At 59.8% G+C, this 26,995-nt stretch carries 27 protein-coding genes; 13 read left to right on the top strand and 14 right to left on the bottom strand.

Going from position 1 to position 26,995, the window contains the following annotated elements; all coding sequences use genetic code 11:
- Nucleotides 1-408: 408 nt before the first annotated feature.
- The 5 genes from BTE54_RS13270 (at nt 409) to BTE54_RS13250 (ending at nt 5,550) form a co-directional block, all read left to right on the top strand.
- The gene (locus BTE54_RS13270; RefSeq protein WP_078052753.1) at nt 409-1,218 is read left to right on the top strand and encodes a transketolase; all 810 of its coding nucleotides are present in this window, start codon (nt 409-411) and stop codon (nt 1,216-1,218) included.
- Nucleotides 1,218-2,174 carry a transketolase family protein gene (locus tag BTE54_RS13265; protein WP_078052752.1) on the top strand — a complete coding sequence of 319 codons (957 nt, stop codon included), beginning with the start codon at nt 1,218-1,220 and terminating at the stop codon, nt 2,172-2,174. Before BTE54_RS13270 ends, BTE54_RS13265 begins: the two co-directional genes overlap by 1 nt.
- A 116-nt stretch (nt 2,175-2,290) precedes the next feature.
- Nucleotides 2,291-3,760 carry an FGGY-family carbohydrate kinase gene (locus BTE54_RS13260; protein WP_078052808.1) on the top strand — a complete coding sequence of 490 codons (1,470 nt, stop codon included), beginning with the start codon at nt 2,291-2,293 and terminating at the stop codon, nt 3,758-3,760.
- 21 nt (nt 3,761-3,781) lie between these two features.
- Complete coding sequence (locus BTE54_RS13255) at nt 3,782-4,741, top strand: sugar-binding transcriptional regulator (RefSeq protein WP_063947625.1); 960 nt, start codon at nt 3,782-3,784, stop codon at nt 4,739-4,741.
- A 23-nt stretch (nt 4,742-4,764) separates the two neighbouring features.
- Nucleotides 4,765-5,550, top strand: a complete 786-nt coding sequence (locus tag BTE54_RS13250) for an SDR family oxidoreductase (RefSeq protein ID WP_059760432.1) — start codon at nt 4,765-4,767, stop codon at nt 5,548-5,550.
- A gap of 169 nt (nt 5,551-5,719) precedes the next feature.
- On the opposite strand, the gene BTE54_RS13240 is transcribed toward BTE54_RS13250, so the two are convergent.
- The 5 genes from BTE54_RS13240 to BTE54_RS13220 form a co-directional block, all read right to left on the bottom strand.
- Nucleotides 5,720-6,481 (bottom strand): ABC transporter permease, encoded by a 762-nt coding sequence (locus tag BTE54_RS13240; RefSeq protein ID WP_003520396.1) that lies wholly within the window; start codon nt 6,479-6,481, stop codon nt 5,720-5,722.
- Nucleotides 6,478-7,404: an ABC transporter ATP-binding protein gene (locus BTE54_RS13235; RefSeq protein WP_078052751.1), complete on the bottom strand. Its 927-nt coding sequence runs from the start codon at nt 7,402-7,404 to the stop codon at nt 6,478-6,480. The genes BTE54_RS13240 and BTE54_RS13235 overlap by 4 nt, the downstream gene beginning before the upstream one ends.
- Before the next feature lie 104 nt (nt 7,405-7,508).
- Nucleotides 7,509-8,330 (bottom strand): sulfite exporter TauE/SafE family protein, encoded by an 822-nt coding sequence (locus tag BTE54_RS13230; protein ID WP_065655906.1) that lies wholly within the window; start codon nt 8,328-8,330, stop codon nt 7,509-7,511.
- Between the two features lie 484 nt (nt 8,331-8,814).
- Nucleotides 8,815-10,113 carry an extensin family protein gene (locus BTE54_RS13225; RefSeq protein ID WP_143240715.1) on the bottom strand — a complete coding sequence of 433 codons (1,299 nt, stop codon included), beginning with the start codon at nt 10,111-10,113 and terminating at the stop codon, nt 8,815-8,817.
- A 237-nt stretch (nt 10,114-10,350) separates the two neighbouring features.
- Entirely contained in the window at nt 10,351-12,165 is a 1,815-nt protein-coding gene (locus BTE54_RS13220; protein ID WP_065655904.1) for a methyl-accepting chemotaxis protein, read from the bottom strand.
- Nucleotides 12,166-12,406: 241 nt separating this feature from the next.
- Here BTE54_RS13220 and BTE54_RS13215 point away from each other — a divergent pair, with 241 nt between their 5' ends.
- Nucleotides 12,407-12,721, top strand: coding sequence for a DUF1883 domain-containing protein (locus tag BTE54_RS13215; RefSeq protein ID WP_003520391.1), 315 nt, complete (start codon nt 12,407-12,409; stop codon nt 12,719-12,721).
- A gap of 112 nt (nt 12,722-12,833) precedes the next feature.
- Here the strand turns inward: BTE54_RS13215 and BTE54_RS13210 are convergent, their stop codons facing one another.
- On the bottom strand, nt 12,834-14,150 hold the full coding sequence (locus BTE54_RS13210; protein WP_078052750.1) for a replication-associated recombination protein A: 1,317 nt from the start codon (nt 14,148-14,150) through the stop codon (nt 12,834-12,836).
- Nucleotides 14,147-15,553, bottom strand: a complete 1,407-nt coding sequence (locus BTE54_RS13205; protein WP_065655902.1) for a DegQ family serine endoprotease — start codon at nt 15,551-15,553, stop codon at nt 14,147-14,149. The genes BTE54_RS13210 and BTE54_RS13205 overlap by 4 nt, the downstream gene beginning before the upstream one ends.
- Before the next feature lie 173 nt (nt 15,554-15,726).
- On the opposite strand from BTE54_RS13205, the gene BTE54_RS13200 reads away from it, so the two are divergent.
- From BTE54_RS13200 to BTE54_RS13190, 3 genes are read left to right on the top strand one after another with little or no spacing between them, the layout of a single operon-like run.
- A complete protein-coding gene (locus BTE54_RS13200) occupies nt 15,727-16,077 on the top strand; it encodes a hypothetical protein (RefSeq protein ID WP_065655901.1) in 351 nt (116 codons plus the stop codon).
- Between the two features lie 48 nt (nt 16,078-16,125).
- Entirely contained in the window at nt 16,126-16,581 is a 456-nt protein-coding gene (locus tag BTE54_RS13195; protein WP_078052749.1) for a MarR family winged helix-turn-helix transcriptional regulator, read from the top strand.
- Between the two features lie 25 nt (nt 16,582-16,606).
- Entirely contained in the window at nt 16,607-17,041 is a 435-nt protein-coding gene (locus BTE54_RS13190; protein ID WP_078052748.1) for a hypothetical protein, read from the top strand.
- A gap of 21 nt (nt 17,042-17,062) precedes the next feature.
- Here the strand turns inward: BTE54_RS13190 and BTE54_RS13185 are convergent, their stop codons facing one another.
- Both BTE54_RS13185 and ilvD read right to left on the bottom strand, forming a co-directional pair.
- A complete protein-coding gene (locus tag BTE54_RS13185) occupies nt 17,063-18,064 on the bottom strand; it encodes a serine hydrolase (protein WP_078052747.1) in 1,002 nt (333 codons plus the stop codon).
- Nucleotides 18,065-18,493: 429 nt separating this feature from the next.
- Nucleotides 18,494-20,329, bottom strand: a complete 1,836-nt coding sequence (gene ilvD / locus BTE54_RS13180) for a dihydroxy-acid dehydratase (protein WP_003521018.1) — start codon at nt 20,327-20,329, stop codon at nt 18,494-18,496.
- Nucleotides 20,330-20,639: 310 nt separating this feature from the next.
- On the opposite strand from ilvD, the gene msrP reads away from it, so the two are divergent.
- Nucleotides 20,640-21,581 (top strand): protein-methionine-sulfoxide reductase catalytic subunit MsrP, encoded by a 942-nt coding sequence (gene msrP / locus BTE54_RS13175; RefSeq protein WP_078052746.1) that lies wholly within the window; start codon nt 20,640-20,642, stop codon nt 21,579-21,581.
- Between the two features lie 2 nt (nt 21,582-21,583).
- Entirely contained in the window at nt 21,584-22,231 is a 648-nt protein-coding gene (msrQ, locus tag BTE54_RS13170; protein WP_078052745.1) for a protein-methionine-sulfoxide reductase heme-binding subunit MsrQ, read from the top strand.
- Here the strand turns inward: msrQ and BTE54_RS13165 are convergent.
- Complete coding sequence (locus BTE54_RS13165) at nt 22,185-22,613, bottom strand: DUF2809 domain-containing protein (protein ID WP_078052744.1); 429 nt, start codon at nt 22,611-22,613, stop codon at nt 22,185-22,187. The two genes, msrQ and BTE54_RS13165, sit on opposite strands and share 47 nt — an antisense overlap.
- Before the next feature lie 55 nt (nt 22,614-22,668).
- Between BTE54_RS13165 and BTE54_RS13160 the strand changes: the two genes are divergently transcribed.
- Nucleotides 22,669-23,541, top strand: coding sequence for a DUF817 domain-containing protein (locus BTE54_RS13160; protein WP_078052743.1), 873 nt, complete (start codon nt 22,669-22,671; stop codon nt 23,539-23,541).
- 5 nt (nt 23,542-23,546) lie between these two features.
- A complete protein-coding gene (locus tag BTE54_RS13155) occupies nt 23,547-24,065 on the top strand; it encodes a hypothetical protein (protein WP_078052742.1) in 519 nt (172 codons plus the stop codon).
- 156 nt (nt 24,066-24,221) lie between these two features.
- Here BTE54_RS13155 and rplQ read toward each other — a convergent pair whose 3' ends face one another.
- The 4 genes from rplQ to rpsM form a co-directional block, all read right to left on the bottom strand.
- Nucleotides 24,222-24,647, bottom strand: a complete 426-nt coding sequence (gene rplQ / locus BTE54_RS13150; protein ID WP_003521014.1) for a 50S ribosomal protein L17 — start codon at nt 24,645-24,647, stop codon at nt 24,222-24,224.
- Between the two features lie 120 nt (nt 24,648-24,767).
- Complete coding sequence (locus BTE54_RS13145; RefSeq protein WP_003495228.1) at nt 24,768-25,778, bottom strand: DNA-directed RNA polymerase subunit alpha; 1,011 nt, start codon at nt 25,776-25,778, stop codon at nt 24,768-24,770.
- 195 nt (nt 25,779-25,973) lie between these two features.
- Entirely contained in the window at nt 25,974-26,363 is a 390-nt protein-coding gene (rpsK, locus tag BTE54_RS13140; protein WP_003521013.1) for a 30S ribosomal protein S11, read from the bottom strand.
- A gap of 137 nt (nt 26,364-26,500) precedes the next feature.
- Nucleotides 26,501-26,869 (bottom strand): 30S ribosomal protein S13, encoded by a 369-nt coding sequence (gene rpsM, locus BTE54_RS13135; RefSeq protein ID WP_035263425.1) that lies wholly within the window; start codon nt 26,867-26,869, stop codon nt 26,501-26,503.
- Between the last annotated feature and the right edge of the window lie 126 nt (nt 26,870-26,995).

Genomic DNA, 26,995 nt, shown 5'->3' with positions numbered 1-26,995 from the left:
ACCGATTAGAATAATTATTCATCATCGGTGAAACATGCATAAGCCAGTTTCGAGAAGGTTGTCAATAGGGCGTTAATGGCGAGGCCTGCCGTGAACAAGGACAGGCGGCTTTCAGCCTGCCGCCTCTATACTCATTCCTGTGCTCGTCACAGGAATCCAGTCGACGCGCGTCTGCGCGGCGGGAAGAGCCCTTTCAGCCCAAGGACTTGGGCTGACTGGATTCCTGTGACAAGCACAGGAATGAGGGCTGTGGAGATGCTCTTCACCGTGAATGCGAATGTAGGGGCAGAAATAACCAGCACGGATTGAAACAAGAGAATCCGCAATTCCGGCTTGACAGAAACGCCATCTTTGCAATTATATAAATAGCTGTATAAATATTCACACGCATGTTTTGAAGAGGATTCCATGCAGTCCCAGGAGCTAGAGCGCATTGCGCGCCAGATTCGCCTTCGCGACGTACAGGCTGTTTTTGAAGCGGGTGCGGGCCATGTCGGCGGCGAAATGTCAGCTATCGACATCATGACGGCCCTTTATTTCCGCGTCCTGCGCATCTGGCCGGATGATCCGAAAAACCCTGCCCGCGACCGTTTCGTGCTTTCCAAGGGCCATACGGCCTGCGCGCTGTATGTGACGTTGGCCAAGCGCGGTTTCATCCCGGAAGAGGAAATCTCGACCTTCCTGCAGCCGAATTCGCGCCTCAACGGGCATCCGAACTGTAACAAGGTGCCGGGTGTGGAAACCAATACCGGCCCGCTCGGTCACGGACTGCCGGTTGCCGTCGGCATGGCCAAGGCGGCCAAGCTTTCCGGTGCGGACTACCACACCTATGTCATGACCGGCGACGGCGAGATGCAGGAAGGCTCCAACTGGGAAGCCATCATGTCCGCCGCACAGTTCGGCCTGAACAACCTGACGCTGATCGTCGATCACAACCGCTTCCAGCAGGGTGCGGCGCTTTCGGAAACCAATGATGTCGCGCCGCTTCGCCCGAAGCTCGAGGCTTTCGGCTGGGAAGTCAGCGAAATCAACGGCAATGCCATGGCGGAAGTCGTGCCGGCGCTGGAGCATCGCGGCGACCGCCCGCATTGCATCGTCGCCCACACCAACAAGGGCCACGGCATTTCCTTCATGCAGGACCGCGTCGACTGGCACCATAAGGTTCCGAGCAGGGAACAATATGAAATCGCCGTCAAAGAACTTTCGGAGACATTGTGATGAACGCGCCCGTAACCGCCGCCAAGCTTTATGACTGCCGCGACGCCTTCGCGGAAACGCTGGAAGCGCTGGCCGCCGGCAATGACAGGGTCGTCGCCGTCTGCAACGATTCGGTCGGCTCCTCGAAGCTCGGCGGCTTCAAGTCGAAATTCCCCGAGCGCCTCGTCAATGTCGGTATCGCCGAACAGAACATGGTCGGCGTTGGCGCCGGTCTCGCCAATGGCGGCCAGTTGCCCTTCGTCTGCGGCGCATCCTGCTTCCTCACCGGCCGCGCGCTGGAGCAGATCAAGGCCGACCTTGCTTATTCCAACGCCAATGTGAAACTGATCGGCATATCCTCGGGCATGGCCTATGGCGAACTCGGCCCGACGCATCATTCCATCGAGGATTTCGCCTGGACCCGCGTTCTGCCGAACCTGCCGGTCATCGCCCCCTGCGACCGCATCGAGACGGCGGCCGCCGTCAAATGGGCAGCAGACTATGCCGGCCCGTGCTTCCTGCGCCTGTCGCGCGTCGGCGTGCCGGATCTGCTCCCGGAGGGCCATGTCTTCGAACTCGGCCGCGCCAACCTGCTGCGTGAAGGCTCCGACGTCACGCTGATCGCCAACGGCACGCTGACGCACCGCATCGTCAAGGCCGCCGACATTCTGGCCAGCCGCGGCGTCAAGGCTCGGGTTTTGAACATGGCGACCGTGCGTCCCATCGATGAGGCGGCCATCGTCGCAGCAGCGAAGGAAACCGGCGCGATCCTGACGGCTGAAGAACATTCGATCTTCGGCGGCCTCGGCTCGGCCATTGCCGAAGTCGTGGTCGAACAGGCCCCCGTACCGATGAAGCGCCTCGGCGTTCCGGGCGTCTTCGCCCATACCGGTTCGGCCGAATGGCTGCTCGATGAATTCGGCATGGCGCCGGCCGCCATTGCGGATGCGGCCGAAGCGCTGATCAAGAGAAAATAAAGTCTCCTCCCAGAGTCGTCGCGTGTCTTCGGATGCGCGGCGACACCCTTTCTGCAATATCGTCGTTTAGTCGCCGCAAGGCGGAAACGAAAAACTGCCGACGAAAGACTCCCATGATGCGCGCCATTTTGTCCATCGATCAGGGCACCACCAATTCCAAGGCCATTCTCGTCTCGGAAAGCGGAGAGTTGCTGGCGCGCGGCTCATCACCGGTCGGCATCGCCTATCCGCAGCCCGGCTGGGTGGAACAGGAGCCGCAGCGCATCTGGGCCTCGGTCTGCGAAGCGATCTCCGCCTGCCTCGCCGCCGCGCCCTCCACCGTCGATGTCGCAGCCATCGCCATTTCCAACCAGCGCGAATCCGTAACCATCTGGGACGGCGAAACCGGCGAGCCGCTCGGCCCGGTGCTCAGCTGGCAATGCCGCCGCACGGCGCAGGATTGCGCCGAACTGATCGAGAAGGGCCATTCCGAGCGCGTCATGGCGCTGACCGGCCTGCCGATCGACCCGATGTTTCCGGGCGCAAAAATGCGCTGGCTGCTGGAGCGCGCCCCGAAGGGCCGCCGGCTCCGCATCGGCACCATCGACAGCTGGCTCATCCATTGCTTCACCGGCGGCATGGTCCATGCCTGCGACGCCTCCAACGCCGCCCGCAGCCAGGTGCTCGATCTCAACCGGCAGGTCTGGAGCGATGAGCTTTGCGAGCTCTTCGGCATCGATATCAACGCCCTGCCCGATCTGCGCGACAGCAGCGGCGATTTTGGCGTCACATCAGGCGTTCCCGGTATCAAGGACGGCACACCGATCCTCGCCGCCATCGGCGACAGCCACGCCGCCCTCTTCGGCCATGGCGCCTTCAATCCGGGTGATGGCAAGGTAACCTTCGGCACCGGCTCTTCGGTCATGACAACCCTGCCGCATTTCATCGCGCCCGAACGCGGCATCACCACCACCGTCGCATGGCGGCTCGGCGGCAAACCCACCTTCGCCTTCGAGGGCAATATTCTCGTTTCGGCCGCCTCCCTGCCCTGGATGACGGAGATTCTCGGCCTGCCGGATGTCGCCGCGCTGGTGGAGCTCGCCTCCGCCGCCGAGCCAAACGGTCCCGGTTTCGTGCCGGCCTTCGTTGGCCTTGGAGCACCCTATTGGGATACCAATGCGCGCGCCCTGTTCTCGCAGATCAATTTCAGCACCACCCGTGCCCAGATGGCCCGCGCCGTCACCGATTCCATCGCCTTTCAGGTCCATGACGTCTTCGCCGCCATGCGCGCGCAGTCGCCTTCGGGCTTTGGACGCCTGTTCGTGGATGGCGGCCCGAGCCAGAACTGTTTCCTGATGCAATGTGTCGCCGACATGCTGCAACACCCCGTCATCCAGCGTGACGCGCCGGAAGCCTCGGCACTGGGTGCCGCCTATCTCGCCGGCCTCGCCCTGGGTGTCTGGAGCGATCTCGATGCCATCGCGGCGCTGAACAGCAACGGCAACACCATCGCGCCGTCCGCGAGCGAAAACAGCCAGCGGCTCGGCATCTGGCGCGATGCGATTGCCCGCTCGACCTTGCCTGTAACCTCGGGTAATGGTGAATAAAAATTCACCCCTGGAGGGCTTATGGGCAGGCTAAACGAACTTCGAATGATTTCCCGCGTGGCGCAGATGTATTTCAGCGAGCACAAACGTCAGGCGGAAATCGCCCAGCATCTCAATCTCTCGCAGGCCACCGTCTCGCGCATGTTGAAGCGTGCCGAGGCGGAAGGCATCGTCCGCACCAGCATCATTCCGCCGCCCGGCACCTATAGCGATCTGGAAGCGCAACTGCGCGAACGTTTCGACCTGCCGGAGGCCATCGTTGTCGATTGCAGCGAGGATCGCGACGGCGCGATCATGGCCCGCATCGGCGAGGCAGCGGCGCATTTCCTCGAGGTGACGCTGTCGCAGAACGAGATCATCGGTGTTTCCAGCTGGAGCCAGACGATCTTCAAGATGGTGGAAAACATCCACCCGCTAAAAGGCGCCAAGGCGCGTTATATCGTCCAGACACTGGGCGGCATGGGCGACCCATCGGTACAGACGCATGCGACCCAGATCACCACGCGTCTGGCGCGGCTGACGGAGGCCGAGCCGAAACTGCTGCCGGTGCCGGGCGTCGCCACCTCGCGCGAAGCCAAGCTTTTGATGCTCGCCGACCCCTTCGTGCGCGAAACCATCGATCTCTTCGGGTCGATCACCCTCGCCGTCGTCGGCATCGGTGCGGTCGAGCCGTCGGAGCTTCTCGCCCGTTCCGGCAACATCTTTTCCGCCAAGGAACTCGCCGATCTCGCGCAGGCAGGTGCGGTCGGCGACATCTCGCTGCGCTTCTTCGACAAGGACGGCAAACCGGTGAAGACTCCGCTCGACGACCGGGTCATCGGCCTGCCGCTGGAAAACCTCTCCAATGTCGACCGTGTCATTGCGCTCGCCGGCGGCTCGAAAAAAACCGAGGCGATTGCCGGTGCGCTCAGAACCGGTGTGATCGACGTGCTCGTCACCGATAAATTCACCGCCGAACGACTGGTCGGCCAGGAAACATAGCCAAAATCCCATAAGGAGGAGACATGAGGCGCTTTGAAGGTCAATCCGTATTCGTGACCGGAGGCAACAAGGGCATCGGTTACGGCATCGCCCGCCGTTTTGCCGAGGAAGGTGCGAAAGTCGCCATCGCCTCTGTCGACAAAGACACGCAGGATGCCGCCAAAAAACTGGCGGACGAAACCGGCGCCGTCACCCATGGCCTCATCCTCGACGTTCGGGATGCGGCAGCGGTGCGCGAGGCCTATGGTGCCGCCGAAGAAGCGATCGGCCCGCTTTCCATCTCCGTCCAGAACGCCGGCGTCATCACCATTTCGAAGATCGAGGAACTGACGCAGGAACAGTGGGATTTCAATCTCGACGTCAACACCAAGGGCGCGTTCCTCTGCTGCCAGGAGGCGATCCGCCGCTTCCGCGAAAGCGGTACCAAAGGTCGCCTCGTCAATACCGCCTCCGGTCAGGCGCGGCAGGGTTTCATCTATACCCCGCATTATGCCGCCTCGAAGTTCGGCGTCGTCGGCCTGACGCAGAGCCTTGCCAAGGAACTCGCGCCGGAAGGCATTACCGTCAACGCCATTTGCCCAGGCATCATCCACACCGAAATGTGGGACTATAACGACCGCGTCTGGGGCCAGATGCTGGGTGAGTACAAGCCCGGCGAACTGATGGCCGAATGGGTGCGCAACATTCCCATGCGCCGCGCCGGAACGCCCGCCGAAGTCGCCGCACTGGTGGCGTTTCTGGCTTCCGACGACGCGGCCTATATCACCGGCCAGACGATCAATGTCGATGGTGGGTTGATTATGTCTTGAGGCTCGTTTGGGAACGGGTGCATAGCAGCCAACCTACCTCATCCCTGTGCTCGTCACAGGGATCCAGCCAGCCCAAGTCCTTGGGCTGAGAAGAGTCTTTCCGCCACGCAGACGCGTGTCGGCTGGATTCCTGTGACGAGCACAGGAATGAGGGAGGTAGGCCGTACCGTCAGTTGCGCAGCCTATACCCCGTCTTGAACATCCAGCCGACAACACCGAGGCAGAGCGCCAGAAACAGCGTGATCATCGCAAGGCTGATGGCAGGATTGACGTCGGCGATCTCGTAGAAACTCCAGCGGAAACCGCTGATGAGATAAAGCACCGGGTTGAAGTGGCTGACCGTCTGCCAGAAGGGCGGCAGCATGTCGATGGAATAGAAGCTGCCGCCGAGGAAGGTCAGCGGCGGCACCACCAGCATGGGGATGAGGTTCAGCTGCTCGAAATTCGTCGCCCAGATGCCGATGATGAAGCCGAAAAGGCTGAAGCTCACCGCCGTGAGAACGAAGAACAGGATCATCATGAACGGGTGGGCGATGGTGATATCCACGAAGAAGGAGGCCGTTATCAGGATGATCGTGCCGATCATCAGCCCCTTGGTCGCCGCCGCCCCGACATAACCGGCGAGAATTTCCGTCATCGCCACCGGGGCGGAGAGAATTTCATAGACCGTGCCGGTGAATTTCGGGAAATAGATGCCGAAGGAGCCGTTGCCGATACATTGCGTCAGAAGCGTCAGCATGATGAGGCCGGGCGTTATGAACGCGCCGTAGGAAACACCGCCAACCTCCTGAATCCGCGAACCGATTGCGGTTCCGAATACGATGAAATAGAGCGAGGTGGAAATGACCGGCGAGACCACGCTCTGCAACAGGGTGCGACGCGTGCGCGCCATTTCGAACAGATAGATGGCTTTGATGGCTTCGAAATTCATTTCTGGCCTCCCACCAGCGAAACGAAGATATCCTCAAGCGAACTCTGCCGCGTTGAAATATCCTTGAAATGGATGTTGGCGGCGAAAAGAGCGCTCAGAACGTCGGCAATGCGGCTCTGTTCGCCATTATCCTCGATTTCGTAGGTAACGGTGCAGCGGTCATCGGAAAGCGTCAGCCCGAAGGGCGCAAGACTGTCGGGCAATTGCTCCACGGGTTGGGCAAGCTCCAGGAAAAGCTGCTTGCGGCCGAGTTTCTTCATCAGCGCCGTCTTTTCCTCCACCAGCAGCAATTCGCCGCCATTGATGACGCCCACCCGGTCGGCGATTTCTTCCGCCTCTTCGATGTAATGCGTGGTGAGGATGATGGTGACGCCCTTGGCGCGCAGCTCGGAAACGACGTTCCACATGTCGCGGCGCAGCGCCACATCCACGCCGGCCGTCGGCTCGTCAAGGAATAGAACCTTCGGCTCATGCGCCAGCGCCTTGGCGATCAGCACACGCCGTTTCATGCCGCCGGAAAGCTCCCGCAGCATATTGTCCTTCTTGTTCCAGAGCGACAGGGATTTCAGGATGCGCTCGATCAGTTCCGGGTTCTTCTTCTGCCCGTGCAGGCCGCGCGAGAAGCTGACGGTGTTCCACACCGTCTCGAACTGGTCTGTGGTCAGTTCCTGCGGGACGAGGCCGATCAGGGCGCGGGTCTGGCGAAAGTCCTTCACCACATCATGCCCGCCGACGAGCACCGAGCCTTCACCGGGATTGACGAGGCCGCAAACGATGGAGATCAATGTCGTCTTGCCAGCACCATTCGGGCCGAGAAGAGCAAGGATTTCCCCCTCTTTGATATCGAGGCTGACACCTTTGAGCGCCTGAAAGCCATTTGCGTAGGATTTTGTCAGATTCCGTATCGAAACAATGGCATTCATGGCGAATCTTTCGAAAAACCGAGTAAGATGCACGCCATATAGGCCGGGGAAGGCGCAAATGCCAGTCCGACAGGCTGAACACTGCGTTCGGCGATTAAGGAAAATCAGCCGTAAACGCTATAGAAAAACTGCGCCGCAACGAAGACCAGAAACAGTCCGAAGGCGCGCTCCAGCTGCTTCTTGCTCAGCGCATGCGCCAGCCGCGCGCCATAGGGCGCAACGACAAGCGTGATGGGGATCAGCAGTACCACGGCGATCCAGTTGATGAAGCCGGTGGAAAACGGCGGCAGGCCCGCATCGCCCCAGCCGGCCCAGATATAACCCAACAGACCCGGCAGTGAAATCAGCACGCCGACGCCGGAAGACGTGGCGACCGCCTGATGAATGGTGCGTCCATAGAGCGTCATGAAGGTGTTGTTCATCACCCCGCCACCCACGCCCATCAGGCCGGAAAAAAGCCCGATGCCGGTGCCCACCAGAAAACGGCCCGGGTTTTGCGGCAGGTCGGAACCGAGATGCCAGCTTGCCCGGTTGAAGATCATCCGAAAGGCAAGCGCCAGCGCGATGAAGGCGAAGATCAGCCGCAGCGCAACGCTCGAGGCATAAGCGGCAACCACGGATGCGAGGATGGTTCCTAGCGGCACGGCGACGATCCAGCCCTTCAGCAGATCGATATCGACCGCGCCTTTCTGACGATGCGTCAGGAACGAACGGATGGAAGTGGGCACGATAATGGCGAGCGACGTGCCAAGCGAGAGATGCATGCGCACCGCCTCCGGCACATCCAGCAGCCCGAAGACCTGGTAGAAGACAGGCACCAGCACCGCGCCGCCGCCAATGCCGAACAGCCCCGCCAGAAGACCGGCGACAACACCCGCTGCCGCAAGCGCCGCAGCAAAGACCATCAGCTCTGAAACAGGGGGCATAAAGGCAGGCTCCCGAAGGCCGTTGTCACAAACATGTGACCCTCATAGCGTATCAGAAGAGCGCGGCAAGCCATGTTGGCCGCAGGTCAGTACGGCGCGATGTCTTTTGCCGCACATCCGCGCCGGATGGACCACTCCATGGGATCGTTTCCCATTGCATGCCCTTGCAAAGACGCCGATATCCCCCCGATAAGGCTGTCTTCTTCAACCGGCCTTCGGGCCGGTCTTTTTTTGTGAGAATGTGACAGAGGAGTTGGAATTCCGACAGTGAACCCACACTTCCGTCATTCCGGCCTTGAGCCGGAATCCAGCCAGCTCAAGTCCTTGAGCTGAAAGGAGTCTTCCCGTCGCGCAGACGCGCGTCGGCTGGATTCCGGCTCAAGGCCGGAATGACGGAAGTTGCAAACGTGAAGCATCACAGCGAGCGTCTAAAACGCCGCCCGACTATTGCCCTGCCCAATCACTCCGTTCTTGTCCCAATCCCTTAATCGCAATGCCTGTAACCTGACTTGCGGGTACGCAGGTCGAAGTGGAAATGGTTCCAGTGATTGGGATCGCTGCCCGGTCCGAGAACGGTGGAGAAATATTTACAGCTGTCGGACCTCACCGCCTTCAGCAGCGCCTTTTCGCGGAAGGCGAAGAAGCTCTTTTTGCGAACGTCGATTTCCTTGCCGTTTTTCAGCGTGATGGTGCCGATATCGATGGCGTTGCCGCGCGCATGTTCGGACCACGGATTGCTGGAGCGTGAATTCATCTTGCGGCAGGAATAACCGCCCATCGGCGTAATGCGGCCGACGCCGGAGAGATAGCGGAAACGCGAGGACGGTACGAGTTCGAACTTCACCCATTTCGCAAAGGCAAGCGTAACCTGGCAATTGAGCTTCACCGCCGGACGAACCGCGACGCCGCTGGCGAGACCGCTGAGCTCGATTGGGTAATCGATACCGCAGGTCGGACCGTCGGCAATGCGCGCAACATCCCGGAAAGCGACGCCGAGACGGCGAAGTTCGGAGCGGCAGGCAACTTCGGAGGATGGCATGACGCCGGGCGGCATCGAGCGGTTGCTTTGCAGCCCGCCACCCGCCATCGGATCGTTCGGCATCACCATCGCCACCTCTTCCACCGGCTGGCGACGGGAGGAGGCGCCGAGCGGCGGCGGCGGGATGAGCCGCGATCGGCTGGCCCGTTGCGGCTGGCGGGCCGGAGGAACGGCCACGGGATTGTCCGTGCCGATACCATCCACCACCGGCTGCGCCGACGCGCCTTCGGCAATATCCGCATCCTGTTCTTCGGCAAGTCCGCGAACCGGCTCCACACCCAGCATGGAATCCATGTTCACGCCGCCCTCACCTTCGGCGATCTGGTTGCTGGTCATCTGCTGCGCCGGCATGGTCTGCCCCTGCATCGTCTGGCCCTGCATTGTCTGCGCCGGCATATTGCCATCGCCGCTGGCCGCCATGCGCGCCTGATGCTGGGAATCGAGTGTAGAGTAACCCTGTCCGCCCTGCGGCGATTGCAGCAGGGGATCCTGCGAGGCGTAAGGCTCCGGCATCGGCTGTGAAACGGCTGCCGGATAATCGGCGCCCTGCCCGGCCTGCTCGGCCTGATACACCGCACCCGCCGGCGCGCTGTAACCCTGCTGCCGCGAGGAGCGGATGGCGCTGACTCGTGTGGTGCCGTCCACCTCCGCCGGTGGCACGAGGCCCTCCGCCGAACACGACACCATGACCGTGGAAATCATCAGCAACGTCACAAGACGACGCGGAAGGGAAACATACGCCATACGAGAACCTGTACCTTCAGCGGCCGCTATTCGCGGCAATACAGGATAAATTTTAAAGAAATGAGGTAAACGAAACCTTATTGGTTGCGGGAAATAACGAATGATGTGTCTGGCGCAGTCCCATCCACACAAGACCGTGACAATTGCGTCCAACGACGACGCGGGCGGATAAAGTCTTGCCCATAACAAAGGGCGCGGCCAAAGCCGCGCCCTTTAACTTTCCTGAAACACCTGAAATCACGCCGCCCGCGAAACCTCGCGCCCGGCACCATGTCCAAGCTCGAAACGCGACAGTAGCGAACGCAGCTGGCGGCTTTCCTCGGCGAGCGTCTGGCTTGCCGCCGTCGTTTCTTCCACCATGGCGGCGTTCTGCTGTGTCATCTGGTCCATGTGGTTGACGGAGGTGTTGATCTCCTGCAGGCCGGTCGCCTGCTCGCGCGCCGCCGTGGCGATGGAGTTCACATGGCCATCGACACGATTGACCAGCGCCACGATCTCCTCCAGCGCATCGCCCGTCGAGCGCACCAGTGCGACGCCGCCGCCGACTTCTTCGGCCGAACGGTTGATGAGGGTCTTGATTTCCTTGGCAGCATTGGCGGAACGTTGCGCCAGTTCGCGAACCTCCTGCGCCACGACGGCAAAACCGCGCCCGGCCTCACCCGCACGCGCCGCCTCAACACCGGCATTCAGCGCCAGAAGATTGGTCTGGAAGGCGATTTCGTCGATGACCGAGATGATCTGGCCGATGCGCTTCGAAGACTCCTCGATACGGCCCATGGCGTCGACGGCATTGCGCACGATCTCGCCCGAGCGGCCGGCGCTGGTTTTCGTGTCCTGCACCATCTGCCGTGCCTCGTTGGCACGCTCGGAAGCGGTGCGCACCGTGGCGGTGATCTCGTCCAGAGCAGCCGCCGTCTCCTCCAGCGCCGCCGCCTGCTGTTCGGTTCGGCGGGAAAGATTGCCGGTCGCACCGCTGATGTCGGAGGCGCTGTCATTGACCACATGGCCGGTTCTGGCAATCGCCTCGATCGCACCGTGCAAGGCGCCGACGGCACGGTTGAAGTCCATGCGCAGCTTTTCATAATCCGCGCCGATATCCGCAAGCGAAACGGTCAGATCGCCATTGGCAAGCGCCTCGAGCGCATCGCCCAGTTGCTCCATGGCATGGGCCTGCCGCTCGGAAGCGGAGCGCAGAACCATCTCGTTACCGTGCCGCTCCTGCTCCAGTGCCCGCTGCTGGTCGGCCTCGCGGGCCTGCAGCGCGCTGCGCTCATTGACGCTGTCGCGCAGTACCAGCAGCGTCTTGGCAATCGCGCCGATTTCATTGCGACGGTCGGCGAACTGTATATCCGCCGCGCCGTCACCGTCGGCAATCCGCCGCATGCTCTGGCGGATGAGATCGATCGGCCGCGTCACGCTGCGCACGACGGCTGCGGCAACGCCGACAACAACAAGACCGGCGGCGATGCAAAGACCGCCATTAAAATAGACGTCGCGCCAGAATACCGCTTCAAGATCGTCAACATAAACACCAGTGCCGACAATCCAGCCCCAGGGAGCGAAACCGGCGACATGGGAAAATTTCTCGACCGGCTCCGGCGCACCGGGCTTCGGCCAGTAATAATCGACAAAGCCCTTGCCGCCCGCCTTGACCGTATTCACGAACTCAACGAACAGCGCCTTGCCGTTCGGGTCCTTGTTGGCGGTAAGGTCCGTGCCGTTCATTTCGGGTTTGATCGGATGCATCACCATTTTGGGATGCATGTCGTTGATCCAGAAATAGCCGCTGCCATTGCCGTAGCGCATTGCCGCAATGGTCGTCTTGGCCTGCTGTTGCGCCGCCTCCCGCGTCAGGCTTCCGCCCTGCTCCAGCCGGTAATATTGATCGAGAATGGCAACAGCGGTTTCATTCATTGCCGCAAGCCCGGCTTTCCGTTCGCGCTCCATTTCGTGATAGCTTTCAAACAGGCTGAATGTCAGGGCCGCGGCCAGTATTGCCAGAAACAATGCGACGAGCGCATAAAGGCGCGTAGATATTGTTACGTTTTTCATGTTCCCCCTCAACGTCGCTGATGCACTTCGACCAGCCGATGTTAAAGGCAAAAAATTTATTATTATTAAATACACATATTATACGTTGGTATTATTCTTATATGCTCATACTCCTTGGCGCCACCATGCCAGACAGGCACAGCAAGCGTGAATTTTCAAACCGGCCGGCGGCATTTAAAGACACCGTTAACCGTACGGCCCCTATCCTCTTTGACCGAAATTACTTTACAGGGAGGGCGCGATGGCCCGGCCGAATTTTCGCTATACGCATTATGACCTGAAGGAATTGCGGGCAGGAACTACCCTTGAAATATCCCTGTCAGCCGTCAACAATGTCCGGCTGATGACGGGCGCGAATTTCCAGCGTTTCACAGAATTGCTCGATTTCAAATATCTCGGCGGCGTCGCGAAAAAATCGCCGATCCGCATTGCCATCCCAGAGACATTGCACTGGCATCTGGTGATCGATGCCGAAGGCCATAGCGGCCTGGCGGAATCCTCGGTCAAGATGCTGCCCGCGCAGCCGCAGGCGGCGCCACATCGCAAGGCATCCTGATCTTCCTTAAAAAACAGCGAGTTGTCGCGGTTTCGCGACTCTTTTTGCCAGCGGCCTGAATCTTTTTATTAAGATCGGCCGCGATACGGCTTTCGACGCAACCGCGTAAATCCTAGCGCGATCCCCGCTCGCGACGCAGCTTCGCCCACCAGTCCAGACGCTTGCGGATTTCCCTTTCGAAACCTCGATCAGGCGGATCGTAAAAGGTCGTGCGCCCCATTTTCTCCGGGAAATAATCCTGTCCGGAAAAGGCATCCGGCTCGTCATGGTCGTAGCGGTAACCGTCGCCATAACCCTCGCCCTTCATGAGCTTGGTCGGCGCGTTCAGAATATGTTTCGGCGGCACCAGCGAGCCGTTTTCCTTGGCCGCCCGCATCGCCGACTTGAAGGCCGTATAGACGGCGTTCGATTTCGGCGCGGTCGCGAGATAGACGCAAGCCTGCGCCAGAGCCAGCTCCCCCTCGGGTGAGCCGAGATAATCATAGGCATCCTTGGCGGCATTGCAGACGGCGAGCGCCTGCGGATCGGCAAGGCCGATATCCTCCACCGCCATGCGCACCAACCGCCGGCCGATGTAGAGCGGGTCTTCACCGGCATCGAACATGCGGGCAAGATAATAAAGCGCGGCATCCGGGTCCGAACCGCGCACCGACTTATGCAACGCGGAAATGAGATTGTAATGGCCGTCCTGGCTCTTGTCGTAGACGGGCGCACGGCGCTGCACGATGCGCGTCAGCCCCTCGGTATCGAAGGTCTCATCCTTCCTCGCCGCACGCCAGACTTCCTCGGCAAGCGTCAGCACGGCGCGGCCATCGCCATCGGCCATGCGGATCAGGCTGGCCCGCGCCTCTTCCGTCAGCGGCAGGGGCTTGCCCTCCGCCTCCTCGGCGCGCTTCAGAAGCTCGCTCAGGCTCTCCTCGTCATGCGAGCCGAACGTCAGGACACGCGCGCGCGACAACAGAGCGGCATTGAGTTCGAAAGACGGATTTTCGGTGGTGGCGCCCACCAGAATAATGGTGCCGTCTTCCATCACCGGCAGGAAGCTGTCCTGCTGGGCGCGGTTGAAGCGATGAATCTCGTCTACGAAAAGCAGCGTCTGCCGGCCATTCATCCGCCGTGTGCGCGCCGCCTCGAAAACCTTCTTGAGATCGGCGACACCGGAAAAGATCGCCGAGATCTGCTCGAAAGCCAGCCCCGCCTCGCCGGAAAGCAGGCGGGCAACCGTGGTCTTGCCGGTGCCGGGCGGCCCCCAGAAGATCATCGATCCCAGTGAGCCGCTATCGATCATGCGGCGCAGCACGCCCTCCTCGCCCGTCAGATGCGGCTGTCCGCTCACCTCCGCCAGCGTCTTCGGACGCAGGCGATCGGCAAGAGGCCGCCGGTTGGCGACCTCCACGGGCACTTGCGGGGCGAAGAGATCGTCGCTCATCGCAGGAACTGCCGGATGCGTTGCCCGTCACGCAAGATTTCCACCCGCCAGAAACCGGGATTGTCGTCCAGCGCCTTCTCGACAGCGGCGGTGGTGCCGATATCCGCGCCGTTCAGCGACAGGATCACGTCTTTCGGCTGGAAACCGACACGATAGGCCGGCGAACCGCGCTTCACATCGGTAATGACAACGCCGGTCACCTGCGACGGCATGCGCAATTCATCGGCAAGCTTCGGCGAAAGATTGGCGACAGTCGCACCGGCAAAGGGATTGCGACCCTCGATCAGCCGTTCATCGCGGGGTGCGGTTTCCGGCGCGGTATCGAGCGCGATGGTCACCTTTTTCTCTTTTCCCTTGTCCATGACAGTGAGTTCGGCGGATTTGCCGATGCCGGCAGTCGTCAGGCGATAACCCAGCGCATCCGGATGCTCCACCTCGAAGCCATTGACGGCGGTAACCACCTGTCCGGGTTCGATACCCGCCTTTTCGGCCGGCCCACCCTTGACGACGCTGACAACCAGCGCGCCGCGGGCGCGATGCAGGCCAAGCGCCTCGGCGACATCCGATGTCACCGGATCGAAGGTCGCACCGATATAGGGCCGCTCGAAGCTTGCATCGCCACGCTCGGCGGCAGCCACGAAAACCCGGACCAGATTGGCGGGAATGGCGAAACCGATACCGTTCGAGCCGCCGCCCTTGGAGAAGATGGCCGTATTGATGCCGATCAGTTCACCCGCCATGTTCATCAATGCGCCGCCGGAATTGCCAGGATTGATGGAAGCGTCGGTCTGGATGAAGAAGCCGAAATCGCCCTGCGTCACCTGGTTGCGCGCCAGACCAGAGACGATGCCGCTCGTCACCGTCTGGCCGACACCGAAGGGGTTGCCGATGGCCAGCACCAGATCACCCACTTCAATCGCATCGGAATTGCCGAGCGACAGCACCGGGAACTGCTCCTTCGCATCGATCTGCAGAATGGCGAGGTCGACGCGGTCATCCTTAAGCAGCACCTTGGAGGAAAATTCACGCCCATCCGCCAGCGCTACCTTGATGTCATCGGCACCGTCGATGACGTGATTGTTGGTCACCACAAGGCCGCCAGCGGTCACGATGACGCCAGAGCCGAGCGACGACTGCTTTTCCGTGCGGTTCGGCATCTGCTGGCCGAAGAACTGTTCGAAGAAAGGATCACCGGCAAAGGGCGACAGACGCCGCTGCACGACGCGTTCGGCATAGACATTCACCACCGCGCCCGCGGTGCGCTTGACCAGCGGCGCGAAGGAAAGCTGCATTTCCGTGTGGCTCGACGGCACGGTCCTGTTATCCTGCGCCGCAGCACCCAAGGGCAGGAGAATGAGTGCGGCGAGAAAGCCGGTGGACAGATACTTCAACACGCTTCGCATGTGATTCCTCATCGTCATCAGTATGATGGAGTTATAACGCCAAAGCCTGTAAAGCAAAGAGCGGCAAGATGATGGCCGTCCTTTTCCAGGCATGGATCGGTGGGCGACATTGGAACCAACAGCGCCCCTTTTCGGTTTCACCGGCACCTGACTGTCCTTAAAAAGAGACGACCATGCATCTGAAACCGATCCTCCTTGCCAGCGGCATCCTGCTTGCCCCCTCCTTCATTTCGCTGGCCAGCGCGGCGAGCTTCGATTGCGAAAAGACCGATCTGGCCGCGGACGAGAAGGCGATCTGCGACAACCGCACGCTGAACGATCAGGATGTGAAGATGGCCACCACCTTCGACATCCTCACCCAGCTGATGGCGATGGGCGCCCGCGACACGCTGCGCGACGAGCAGAGCCAGTGGTTGAAGAAACGTCAGGAATGCGCAGCGGACGTTGCCTGCCTTACCAGCGCTTACGAGGAACGCATGAAACGCCTAGGCGAGGCGTTCCAGAGCATCAACCGGCCGCTGTAACATAAATCCGATATTGACAACATATTGTCAAAATGGCAATGTGTTGTCATGAAAACGGACAACGCACACATTCTTTCCGCCCTGGCGGTGGCCATCTTTAGGACCAATGGCGCATTGATCGCCGCGGGCGACGCCCTGTCTGCACCCTTGGGTCTGTCCAGTGCACGCTGGCAGGTTCTGGGAGCGGTGGCGCTTGCCGGACAGCCTTTGACCGTGGCGCAGATCGCACGGAACATGGGCCAGACCCGGCAGGGTGTACAACGCCTCATCGATGAGATGGAACGACAGGACATTGTCTGCTTCGAAAACAATCCGCACCACAAGCGGGCCAAGCTCATTCGCCTTACCGAAAAAGGCGAGAATGCCTATGCCGCCACCATGCAGCAATGGAATGAACTCGCCGGCCGTTTAGCCACGGATATGCAGGCGGAGCAACTGAGTAACGCCATAGACTGCCTGAACCAGCTTTTCGCCGGGCTGGACGCCGATCCGCCGCAAGGCTGAACCGATCTTCTAAAGGACTATATCGATGAGAACCCTTCATCCCGTCGCCGGCACGCTGGCGCTGGCGATCATACTCGCCTTTTGGTTATCCACCGCGCTCACCGAAATCTCCGGTTCCAGCGAAGCGATCCGTACCGTCAAACTCGCCATTCCCTGGGGGTTTCTGGTGCTTGCGCCCGCGCTTGCGGTCACGGGTTTCAGCGGCTTTCGTATGGGCGCGAAATGGAAACACCCGCTGATCGCAGCCAAGAAGAAACGTATGCCGCTCATCGCACTGAACGGGCTGCTGATCCTCGTCCCCTGCGCGCTTGTGCTTCGGCATTTCGCCCTCTCAAACGATTACGGCGGGGTCTTCTACGCCGTTCAGGCGCTGGAGCTTTGCGCCGGAGCGCTCAATATCACCCTTCTCGCAAAAAGCTTCCGCAATGGCCTTCAGCTAAAACGCCGTGTGGCCGCCTAGTTGGGCGTTTTGCGCATGAGGTTATACCGCCCGGATAATGGTCTCCATAAGGCCATGCAACTGGTCCCGATAACCGGTTCGGGCGGAAGGCGCGTCCTCGCGAGAGGTCATCACGACCGATAGCCGTCTGGCGGGTACGATATAGAGCATCTGCCCGCCATAACCCCAGGCGTAATAGACCGTCTCGCCTGCCATCTCCTTGATGAACCAGCAATAGCCATAGCCGTCGCCGTTGAAGACGGAATTGGTGCGCTGCCTCCACGATTGCTCGATCCAGCCCTGAGAAATCAACCGCTCGCCGCCGGGTGTCACACCACCCAGGCGGTAAAGCTCACCGAAGGCCAGCAAAGACCGCGCGGTCATCGCCATCTGGTTGCCGCCGAGATAGATGCCCTGCGGATCGCGCTCCCAGCCGCCGATGGAAAATCCTTCAAGCGGTCGGAACCAGTCGCGCGCAAGCGACAGCGTCGAACGGCCGGACGCTTTTGTCAGGATCGCCGAGAGCAGATGGGTGGAGCCGGTGGAATAAAGCATGCCGCCGCCCGGTTCCCCGGCAAAACCGGAACCCAGCGCCATCCGCACCCAGTTGCGGCTGGCGACCCAGCGGCCGTAATTGGGGCCGGACATGCGCTCCAGGCCGGATTGCATCGACAGCAGGTTGCCGACGGTAATCCGTTCCAGCCGGGGATCGGGATTTTGCGGAAAATCGCCACGCAGAACAGTCGCGATCGGCTGGTCGGCGCCTTCGAGAATCTTTCGATCGATCGCCATGCCCACCAGCGCCGAGATGATCGATTTCGAGGCCGACTTGATATTGGTGGAGCCGTTCAAACCCGCGCCGTGATAAGCGCGGCTCGCGACCTCCTCGCCATCGATGCTGACGATGACCGCCTTGAGGCTGGAAAGCGCATTCGCCTGCCGCAGCAACGGATCGAAACGGATGCCATTGCCGGTGCTTTGCGCGCGGGCAAACGAGGCGAAAGGCAGGGAAGCGATAAGGGCAAGTGCGGTTCTTCTTTTCATGTCACTGAGCTAGGAAGCCATACGGAGATGAAAAGAGGAAACGCCGCCAATCACTCCAATGTGACCTTATTTCTTTCCACATCCAATTCGGTGATCTCGCGAAATCTGTATGAAAACAGGGCGTTGGCCTGCATTCCGGAATCGAGATGCAAAGCGCTTGAATCAGTTTCTGATCTTGAGGACTATTGCCCCGCTGCAAATGCAAAAGTCAGGAAACGATGCCGCAACTGAAATCATCACGCCTTGTCCTGCGGCCTTTTAAATGACGGACAAGCTGGGCTTTGTTGCGACCGGCCGGGCAAATGCCTTTTGCCGGCAACGGGGAAAAATCGTCCCGTTTCGACCTTATCGGCTCGAAAAAGAGTAATCGGCACAAAAAAGCCGCCGTTTATCAACGGCGGCTTTTTATCATCCCGCAAAATCGGGAAATTACTCCGGCAAAATGCGCACCGCGCCCTTGTCAGCACTCGAGGCAAAGGCGGCATAGGCCTTCAACGCCGTCGTGACATTGCGCTTGCGCGGCGCTTCCGGCTTCCAGCCCAGTTCTTCCTGCTCGGCGCGGCGCGAAGCCAGCTCCGCATCGGTGACCTTCAGGTTGATGGTGCGGTTCGGAATGTCGATCTCGATGAGATCGCCCTGACGCACGAGACCGATGGCGCCGCCCTGCGCCGCTTCCGGCGAGGCGTGACCGATGGAGAGGCCCGAAGTACCGCCGGAGAAACGGCCGTCGGTGATCAGCGCGCAGGCTTTGCCGAGGCCCTTGGATTTCAGGTAGCTGGTCGGATAGAGCATTTCCTGCATGCCCGGCCCGCCCTTCGGCCCCTCGTAACGGATGACGACGACGTCGCCCGCCTTGACCTCGTTGCCGAGAATGCCCTTCACGGCCGCATCTTGGCTTTCGTAAACCACTGCCGGGCCGGTGAATTTCAGGATGGATTCATCGACGCCCGCCGTCTTCACGATGCAGCCGTCGAGCGCGATGTTGCCATAAAGCACGGCCAGACCGCCATCCTTGGAGAAAGGCTTCTCGACCGAGCGGATGACGCCGTTTTCGCCGTCCGTATCCAGATCGTCCCAGCGCGAGGATTGGCTGAAAGCCACCTGCGTCGGCACGCCGCCAGGAGCCGCCTTGAAGAACTGGCGCACCGTCTCGCTGTTGGTACGGGTGATGTCCCAGCGGTCGATGGCATCGCCCAGCGTCGCCTCATGCACGGTATAGGTATCGCGATTGATGAGCCCACCGCGTTCCAGCTCGCCGAGAATACGCATGATGCCGCCGGCGCGGTGAACGTCTTCCATGTGCACGTCCTGCTTGGCGGGCGCGACCTTGGAAAGGCAGGGAACCTTGCGGGAAAGACGGTCGATGTCTTCCATGCCGAAATCGACGCCGCCCTCATGCGCCGCCGCCAGAATATGCAGCACCGTGTTGGTGGAACCGCCCATGGCGATATCCAGCGACATGGCGTTTTCAAACGCCGCCTTGTTGGCGATGGTGCGCGGCAGGACGGTTTCGTCCTCCTGCTCATAATAACGGCGCGCCAGATCGACGATCAGGTGACCGGCCTCGACGAACAGCCGCTTGCGATCGGAATGGGTGGCAAGCGTCGAACCGTTGCCGGGCAGCGACAGACCCAGCGCCTCGGTCAGACAGTTCATGGAATTGGCCGTGAACATGCCGGAACAGGAACCGCAGGTCGGGCAGGCCGAACGCTCGATAACCTTCACATCCTCGTCGGAAATCTTGTCGTCCGCAGCCGCGACCATGGCGTCGACCAGATCGAGCGCCACCGTCTTGCCATGCAGGACGACCTTGCCGGCCTCCATCGGACCGCCGGAAACGAAGACGGCGGGGATGTTGAGGCGCATCGCCGCATTCAGCATGCCGGGCGTGATCTTGTCGCAGTTGGAAATGCACACCATGGCATCGGCGCAATGGGCATTGACCATATATTCCACCGAATCCGCGATGATCTCGCGCGACGGCAGCGAATAGAGCATGCCGTCATGGCCCATGGCGATACCGTCATCGACCGCAATCGTGTTGAATTCCTTGGCGACACCGCCGGCCGCCTCGATTTCGCGGGCAACGAGCTGGCCGAGATCCTTCAGATGCACATGGCCCGGCACGAACTGCGTGAAGGAATTGACCACCGCGATGATCGGCTTGCCGAAATCGCTGTCCTTCATGCCGGTGGCGCGCCAAAGGCCGCGCGCGCCCGCCATGTTGCGGCCGTGGGTTGTCGTTCTGGAGCGATAGGCTGGCATGGTGTTTTCCTCGATCTCTGGCGAAGAGCGCATTTCCGCAAACGCGGTAAAACAGCTCCTGCCCTATTTTGCGGTTTTTCTAGCGCAAACCGCAAGCCCTGTCACTGTCACCTTGGGGCAAAACAGTACGGTTCGGTACGGTACGCTTCCTCTTCATCTTGTTATCCGGCCGCGCCTTCATCACAAATGCGCGATTTCCGCCGCCCCACCGTTGTTTTTCCGTAGAGCACTGAAACATATCTGTGCAGCGGCCGTATTGGCTATCATAATCGATTTATCGCCGATGTACCCGGCTTTTGTGGAGGTTCCAATGCCCGCCTATCGTCCGCCCCTCATCTCGGCAAATGAAATCACGCCGAAGAATATCTACCTGTCCAGACGTGGCTTCCTCGGCACGGCGGCGGGGCTGGCGGCAATCGGGCTGGCCGGGCGCGAGGCTGTTGCCGCGCCGCTTTCCGCAAAACCCGGCGCCTACAAGCTGGATGAGAAACTCACCCCGCTCGATGCTGTCACCAGCTATAATAATTTCTACGAATTCGGTGTCGGAAAATCCGACCCGAAGGAAAATTCCGGCAAGTTCAAGCCTTCCCCCTGGACGGTGAAGGTGGATGGCCTCGTCTCCAAACCGCAGGAATTCGGCATTGAAGAGCTGATGAAATATCCTCTCGAAGAGCGCACTTACCGCATGCGCTGTGTCGAGGGCTGGTCAATGGTCATTCCGTGGATCGGCTTCCCCCTCGCCACCCTTCTCGACAAGGTGGAGCCGCTTGGCAGCGCGAAATATGTCGCTTTCGAAACCGTGGTGCGGCCAGACGAAATGCCGGGTCAAAGCGGTCTGTTCCAGCCTCTCTCCTGGCCCTATGTCGAGGGGCTCCGCCTCGATGAAGCGCGCCATCCGCTCACCATTCTCGCCGTCGGCCTTTATGGAGAAACGCTGCCGAACCAGAACGGTGCGCCGATCCGCCTCGTCGTGCCATGGAAATACGGCTTCAAGGGCATCAAATCCATCGTCCGCATTTCGCTGGTCGAGAAACAGCCGGAAACGACGTGGAAAAACTCCAACGCCCGCGAGTATGGCTTCTATTCCAACGTCAACCCGAATGTCGATCATCCCCGCTGGAGCCAGGCGACGGAACAGCGCATTGGCGAAGGCGGCTTCTTTGGCACTGAGAACCGCCCTACCCTGATGTTCAACGGTTATGACGAGGTTGCGAGCCTCTATGCCGGCATGGACCTGAAAGCGAATTATTGACCATGGCCTTCGCCCTGCCTCTTCCCTCGCTGCCGAAGCGTTACCAGCCGGCGGCCATCTGGTCGCTTTATGTCATCGGCCTCTGTCCGGGTGTCTGGTATTTCTATCTCGCCGCAACCGGCGGTCTCGGCTTCAATCCGGTCAAGGATTTCGAGCACCTGCTCGGCATCTGGGCGCTGCGCTTCCTGTGCCTCGGCCTTCTGGTGACGCCGCTACGCGATCTCTTTAACATCAACCTCATCGCCTATCGCCGCGCGCTGGGGCTGATCGCCTTCTATTACGTGCTGGCGCATTTCACCGTCTATCTGGTGCTGGATCGCGGCCTGATCCTCGGCTCCATCGCCGGCGATATTCTGAAGCGCCCCTATATCATGCTCGGCATGGCCGGTCTCATCATGCTCCTGCCCCTCGCGCTCACCTCCAACCGCTGGTCCATCCGCAAGCTCGGCAGCCGCTGGAACACGCTGCATAAACTCGTCTACCTCGTGCTCATCGTCGGTGTGCTGCACTTCGTGCTCGCGCGAAAGTCGATCACGCTGGAGCCGGTGTTTTATATCAGCACGATGGGGGTATTGCTGGGGTATCGGCTGGTACGGCCATCGATCATGTCGATGAAGAGAGCCAAACGCGCGAGACCCGTCCGGCCATAATGGCGGCGGCCCCAATCCCCGCGACATAACAGACTATATTCCACAGCGAAAAAACACGGCCGAGCAGCAAAGCGCCGGCCGTCGTTGCGCGAAACGCATCCAGTTCCGGAAAATGAACAAGCCGGATGAGTTCCACGAGAACGACGGCAAGAATGGCGATGTGAACCTCATAGCCGTGCCAGCGCGATGGAAAGAAGGTTGCCAGCAGCAGATAGATCATCGCTCCCCAGAGCACGGATCCGCCATATTTTACCGCCACGAACGGCAATCCCACGTCGTAACCGAAGCTCCGCAGGCAAAGGCCGCAGACGATCACCGCCATCGCCGCCGCCAGAAGCCGGATGCGGGCGAAATAAGATGGGGATACGCGCGGCAGGCCCATACGGCTTCCTTAGGGTTTTCGTATGAAAGGTGACGAAGTGAGATCGGGGACGGAAATGAGCACAGCAACAAGCCCGGCCGCAAGCCGCCTCTCCGTCTTGGACAATCTGCTCTGCGATACCTATCCCTGGGGCGAACTCAAGGGCATCAGGCGTTTTATCGTCGAGTTTCTTTATTTCGGCATCAAGGAAGCCCGCGCCTGCATGTTTGCGGGCTTGTTCTTCGTCTCCATCTTCGTGGTGCCGCATGGTGGAGTGCTCGGCATTCCCCGTTACGACGTGCTGCTGATCATTGCGCTCGCCATTCAGTTCTTCATGATCTGGAGCAGGCTCGAAACGCTTGACGAGGCCAAGGCCATCATGCTGTTTCATATCGTCGGCTTTGCATTGGAAGTGTTCAAGACATCGAGCGCCATCCAGTCATGGTCCTATCCGGATTTCGCCTATAGCAAAGTCCTCGGCGTGCCGCTCTTTTCCGGTTTCATGTATGCGGCCGTCGGCAGCTACATCATTCAGGCGTGGCGATTGCTGGATGTGCGCATTCGCCACTATCCCACCTACTGGATGGCGACCCTTATCGGCATCGCCATTTACGCCAACTTCTTCACCCATCACTTCATCGGCGATTACCGCTGGTACATCGCCGCCTGCGCCATCGGGCTCTATTCCCGCGCAACAGTGATCTTCCGCCCCTATGATCGGGATCGAAAGATGCCGCTACTTCTCGCCTTCATCCTGATCGGGTTTTTCGTCTGGCTGGCGGAAAATATCTCCACCTTCTTCGGCATCTGGAAATATCCCGACCAGCTCGGCGCCTGGTCCGTCGTGCATATCGGCAAATGGAGTTCATGGTCGCTGCTGGTCATCATGACTTTCACGATCATCGCACACCTCAAGCACATCAAGGATCGTATTTACGTTCCGGAGTGAGAAAGATGAATTACTCCAAGGCACTTTCAAGTCTCGCAAGTTTTACAACTAAGCGCGTAGGCCTGAAATCCAACAATAAAGCTGGCGGCCCTATATTCGCATTCCTAATAATCGCTTTGGCCGGTTGTGGTGTAGATTCACCTGATCGTTTGCGCAGTGATATCCCGGACGGCATCCCCGCTGGTGAGACGGTCTATTACAATACCAGATGGTTTGAATGCGCTGTCGCCATTTACAAGCTCGACTCCGTTTTCATGGATGAGGTCCATCGGAACGGATTGCTTTCTCTAAACAAAGCAACATCCGCGCCTTGGGCTGAGACGTCGGTACTGGGGACGAATTACGTCATGGATCGCTGGATCGCCGATTTTGCAAGTAGCTTGGATTGCATCCAAGACCAGAAGCTGCAGGCGCTCTTTGAGCGGATATCAGCCAAAGGTGGCTATTTTCAAGTCCAGCCAACAAACTCGATAACCCTAATCGCGCCTGATGAGGGTTTAATGATGGTTGGTGGATACGAGTAGTAGCATCCCTAGGGTATGGATTTAACTATTCCCTCCCAAACTTTTCGCCGCGACGGCAAAACCTTAGTCATTGTGTCGGCTAAGATCTGAACACAAAAAGCCGGGCGATCTCTCGCCCGGCTTTTTTAACTCATGACGCCTGAACGGCGTCAAACCTTATGCAGCTTCGGCAGCAGCAGCTTCAGCGGCAACGCGAGCCTTGTCGGCTGCGCCCTTGGCGTCAACGTCGCGCTCGACGAATTCGATGACGGCGAGAGCGGCATTGTCGCCCTGGCGGAAGCCGGCCTTCATGATACGCAGGTAGCCGCCGTTGCGGTTTGCGTAACGGGCTGCGATCGCGTCGAACAGCTTGCGAACGGCGTCCTGATCCTTGATCTGCGAGATCGCCTGACGACGAGCGTGCAGGTCGCCGCGCTTGCCGAGGGTGACGAGCTTCTCAACGATCGGGCGAATTTCCTTCGCCTTCGGAAGCGTGGTTACGATCTGCTCATGGGTGATGAGCGAAGCAGCCATGTTGGCAAACATTGCCTTGCGGTGGCTGGCGGTTCTATTGAGCTTGCGGCCTGAATTACCGTGGCGCATTGCTATTCTCCTTCTTCGCAGGTTCCTTCTCTAAGGCCTGCCGTTTCCTGGCACATGCAGGTGACTTACCTGCTGTTTGACGGGGAAAGGCAGTCTTTAAAGGGTCTGCCTTTTTGATTGTTAGTACTGGTCTTCGTAACGCTTTGCGAGATCTTCGATGTTCTCAGGCGGCCATGCCGGCACTTCCATGCCGAGGTGCAGACCCATGGAAGCGAGAACTTCCTTGATTTCGTTCAGCGACTTGCGACCGAAGTTCGGCGTGCGAAGCATTTCGGCTTCGGTCTTCTGGATCAGGTCGCCGATATAAACGATGTTGTCGTTCTTCAGGCAGTTTGCCGAACGAACGGACAGTTCGAGCTCGTCGACCTTCTTGAGAAGCGCCGGGTTGAACGCGAGTTCGGTAACCGATTCTTCTTCTGCTTCCTTCTGCGGTTCGTCGAAGTTGACGAAGACGCCGAGCTGGTCCTGAAGAATGCGAGCGGCGAAGGCAACGGCGTCTTCGCCGGAAACCGAACCGTTGGTCTCGATCGTCATGATCAGCTTGTCATAGTCGAGAACCTGGCCTTCACGGGTGTTTTCTACCTTGTAGGACACTTTCTTGACCGGAGAATAGAGGCTGTCCACCGGAATGAGGCCAATCGGGGCATCTTCCGCGCGGTTGCGCTCAGCCGGTACGTAACCCTTGCCGTTGTTGACGGTGAATTCCATGCGGATTTCAGCGCCATCGTCCAGCGTGCAGATCACGTGGTCGGGGTTCAGGATCTCGATATCGCCAACCGTCTGGATGTCACCAGCGGTCACGGCGCCCGGACCCTGCTTGCGCACGACCATGCGCTTGGAATCATCGCCGTCCATCTTGATGGCGATTTCCTTGATGTTGAGCACGATATCCGTCACATCTTCCCGAACGCCGGGGATGGAGGAGAATTCGTGCAGGACACCGTCGATCTGCACGGCCGTCACAGCGGCGCCACGCAGAGAAGACAACAGAACGCGACGCAGCGCGTTGCCGAGGGTAAGACCGAAACCACGCTCCAGCGGCTCGGCAACCAGCGTTGCCTTGGTGCGGCTGGACGAGGTGAACTCGACCTTGTTCGGCTTGATAAGTTCCTGCCAGTTCTTCTGAATCATCTTTAAACCTTCCGTTCGCCGCCACCATCCAATCGTGACGGACCGAGCATGAAAACACCGAGAGGAACCTAATTCAGCGGTTCATCGGTGGGTTCTTGAGCGCAAGTCCGCCGATCGAAATCGACGCGCACACGCCAGATACACGAAAATTCCGCCAGACCTGAGGTAAGGCGGAATTTCCGAACCACGGTCGCGTCAGACGCGGCGCTTCTTGCGCGGACGGCAACCGTTGTGCGGGATCGGCGTCACGTCGCGAATGGAAGTGATCATGAAACCGGCAGCCTGCAGGGCGCGAAGTGCCGATTCACGGCCGGAACCCGGACCGCAAACTTCAACTTCAAGCGACTTCATGCCGTGTTCCTGAGCCTTCTTCGCGCAATCTTCAGCAGCGATCTGGGCAGCGAACGGGGTCGACTTGCGCGAACCCTTGAAGCCCTTGGCACCAGCGGACGACCAGGCAATGGCGTTGCCCTGTGCGTCGGTGATGGTGATCATCGTGTTGTTGAAGGTCGAGTTAACGTGCGCGACGCCCGACGTGATGTTCTTACGTTCGCGACGGCGAATACGTGCGGCTTCCTTGGCCATTTTATACCTTTCATTGATCTCTTCACCGCCGTAACACCAGCGGCTACACCGGCGATCAACCCCATCGGGGCTTCACGCCAAACTCAGAAAGGCTGGCGCGGACTGCACCAGCCTCCCCTTTCCGGAGAACCGGAAAATTACTTCTTCTTACCAGCGATAGCCTTCGCCGGACCCTTGCGGGTGCGGGCGTTGGTGTGCGTGCGCTGACCGCGGACCGGAAGGCCACGACGGTGACGCAGGCCGCGGTAGCAACCGAGGTCCATCAGACGCTTGATGTTCATCGAGGTCTCACGACGCAGGTCACCTTCGACCTGGTAGTCGCGGTCGATGGCTTCGCGGATCTGAAGAACTTCAGCATCCGTCAGCTGATGAACGCGCTTCTCAGCCGGAAGACCGACCTTGTCCATGATTTCCTGCGCGAATTTCGGACCGATCCCGTGAATGTAGGTCAGCGCAATAACAACGCGCTTCGCGGTCGGGATGTTGACGCCAGCGATACGTGCCACGTCTCTTCTCCTTGGTTCCAGTTGCCATCCGGCAAGTGGTGATTCCATTCGAGCGGCCGACAAGACCGCCAGTTCAAATTGGTGTCCGTGACAAGTCAAAACGACCGAACCCGGATCTCCCTTCCC

This window comes from Agrobacterium sp. YIC 4121 (assembly GCF_002008205.1).
Taxonomy (GTDB): domain Bacteria; phylum Pseudomonadota; class Alphaproteobacteria; order Rhizobiales; family Rhizobiaceae; genus Agrobacterium; species Agrobacterium leguminum.
Note: the sequence above shows the minus strand (reverse complement) of the source record. Positions and strands in the feature narration are given on the sequence as shown.

Excerpts from the sequence above, each read along its gene's own strand:
- BTE54_RS13270 (WP_078052753.1), top strand. The coding sequence starts at position 409 with ATGCAGTCCCAGGAGCTAGAGCGCATTGCGCGCCAGATTCGCCTTCGC.
- BTE54_RS13265 (WP_078052752.1), top strand. The coding sequence starts at position 1,218 with ATGAACGCGCCCGTAACCGCCGCCAAGCTTTATGACTGCCGCGACGCC.
- BTE54_RS13260 (WP_078052808.1), top strand. The coding sequence starts at position 2,291 with ATGCGCGCCATTTTGTCCATCGATCAGGGCACCACCAATTCCAAGGCC.
- BTE54_RS13255 (WP_063947625.1), top strand. The coding sequence starts at position 3,782 with ATGGGCAGGCTAAACGAACTTCGAATGATTTCCCGCGTGGCGCAGATG.
- BTE54_RS13250 (WP_059760432.1), top strand. The coding sequence starts at position 4,765 with ATGAGGCGCTTTGAAGGTCAATCCGTATTCGTGACCGGAGGCAACAAG.
- BTE54_RS13240 (WP_003520396.1), bottom strand. The coding sequence starts at position 6,481 with ATGAATTTCGAAGCCATCAAAGCCATCTATCTGTTCGAAATGGCGCGC.
- BTE54_RS13235 (WP_078052751.1), bottom strand. The coding sequence starts at position 7,404 with ATGAATGCCATTGTTTCGATACGGAATCTGACAAAATCCTACGCAAAT.
- BTE54_RS13230 (WP_065655906.1), bottom strand. The coding sequence starts at position 8,330 with ATGCCCCCTGTTTCAGAGCTGATGGTCTTTGCTGCGGCGCTTGCGGCA.
- BTE54_RS13225 (WP_143240715.1), bottom strand. The coding sequence starts at position 10,113 with ATGGCGTATGTTTCCCTTCCGCGTCGTCTTGTGACGTTGCTGATGATT.
- BTE54_RS13220 (WP_065655904.1), bottom strand. The coding sequence starts at position 12,165 with ATGAAAAACGTAACAATATCTACGCGCCTTTATGCGCTCGTCGCATTG.
- BTE54_RS13215 (WP_003520391.1), top strand. The coding sequence starts at position 12,407 with ATGGCCCGGCCGAATTTTCGCTATACGCATTATGACCTGAAGGAATTG.
- BTE54_RS13210 (WP_078052750.1), bottom strand. The coding sequence starts at position 14,150 with ATGAGCGACGATCTCTTCGCCCCGCAAGTGCCCGTGGAGGTCGCCAAC.
- BTE54_RS13205 (WP_065655902.1), bottom strand. The coding sequence starts at position 15,553 with ATGCGAAGCGTGTTGAAGTATCTGTCCACCGGCTTTCTCGCCGCACTC.
- BTE54_RS13200 (WP_065655901.1), top strand. The coding sequence starts at position 15,727 with ATGCATCTGAAACCGATCCTCCTTGCCAGCGGCATCCTGCTTGCCCCC.
- BTE54_RS13195 (WP_078052749.1), top strand. The coding sequence starts at position 16,126 with ATGAAAACGGACAACGCACACATTCTTTCCGCCCTGGCGGTGGCCATC.
- BTE54_RS13190 (WP_078052748.1), top strand. The coding sequence starts at position 16,607 with ATGAGAACCCTTCATCCCGTCGCCGGCACGCTGGCGCTGGCGATCATA.
- BTE54_RS13185 (WP_078052747.1), bottom strand. The coding sequence starts at position 18,064 with ATGAAAAGAAGAACCGCACTTGCCCTTATCGCTTCCCTGCCTTTCGCC.
- ilvD (WP_003521018.1), bottom strand. The coding sequence starts at position 20,329 with ATGCCAGCCTATCGCTCCAGAACGACAACCCACGGCCGCAACATGGCG.
- msrP (WP_078052746.1), top strand. The coding sequence starts at position 20,640 with ATGCCCGCCTATCGTCCGCCCCTCATCTCGGCAAATGAAATCACGCCG.
- msrQ (WP_078052745.1), top strand. The coding sequence starts at position 21,584 with ATGGCCTTCGCCCTGCCTCTTCCCTCGCTGCCGAAGCGTTACCAGCCG.
- BTE54_RS13165 (WP_078052744.1), bottom strand. The coding sequence starts at position 22,613 with ATGGGCCTGCCGCGCGTATCCCCATCTTATTTCGCCCGCATCCGGCTT.
- BTE54_RS13160 (WP_078052743.1), top strand. The coding sequence starts at position 22,669 with ATGAGCACAGCAACAAGCCCGGCCGCAAGCCGCCTCTCCGTCTTGGAC.
- BTE54_RS13155 (WP_078052742.1), top strand. The coding sequence starts at position 23,547 with ATGAATTACTCCAAGGCACTTTCAAGTCTCGCAAGTTTTACAACTAAG.
- rplQ (WP_003521014.1), bottom strand. The coding sequence starts at position 24,647 with ATGCGCCACGGTAATTCAGGCCGCAAGCTCAATAGAACCGCCAGCCAC.
- BTE54_RS13145 (WP_003495228.1), bottom strand. The coding sequence starts at position 25,778 with ATGATTCAGAAGAACTGGCAGGAACTTATCAAGCCGAACAAGGTCGAG.
- rpsK (WP_003521013.1), bottom strand. The coding sequence starts at position 26,363 with ATGGCCAAGGAAGCCGCACGTATTCGCCGTCGCGAACGTAAGAACATC.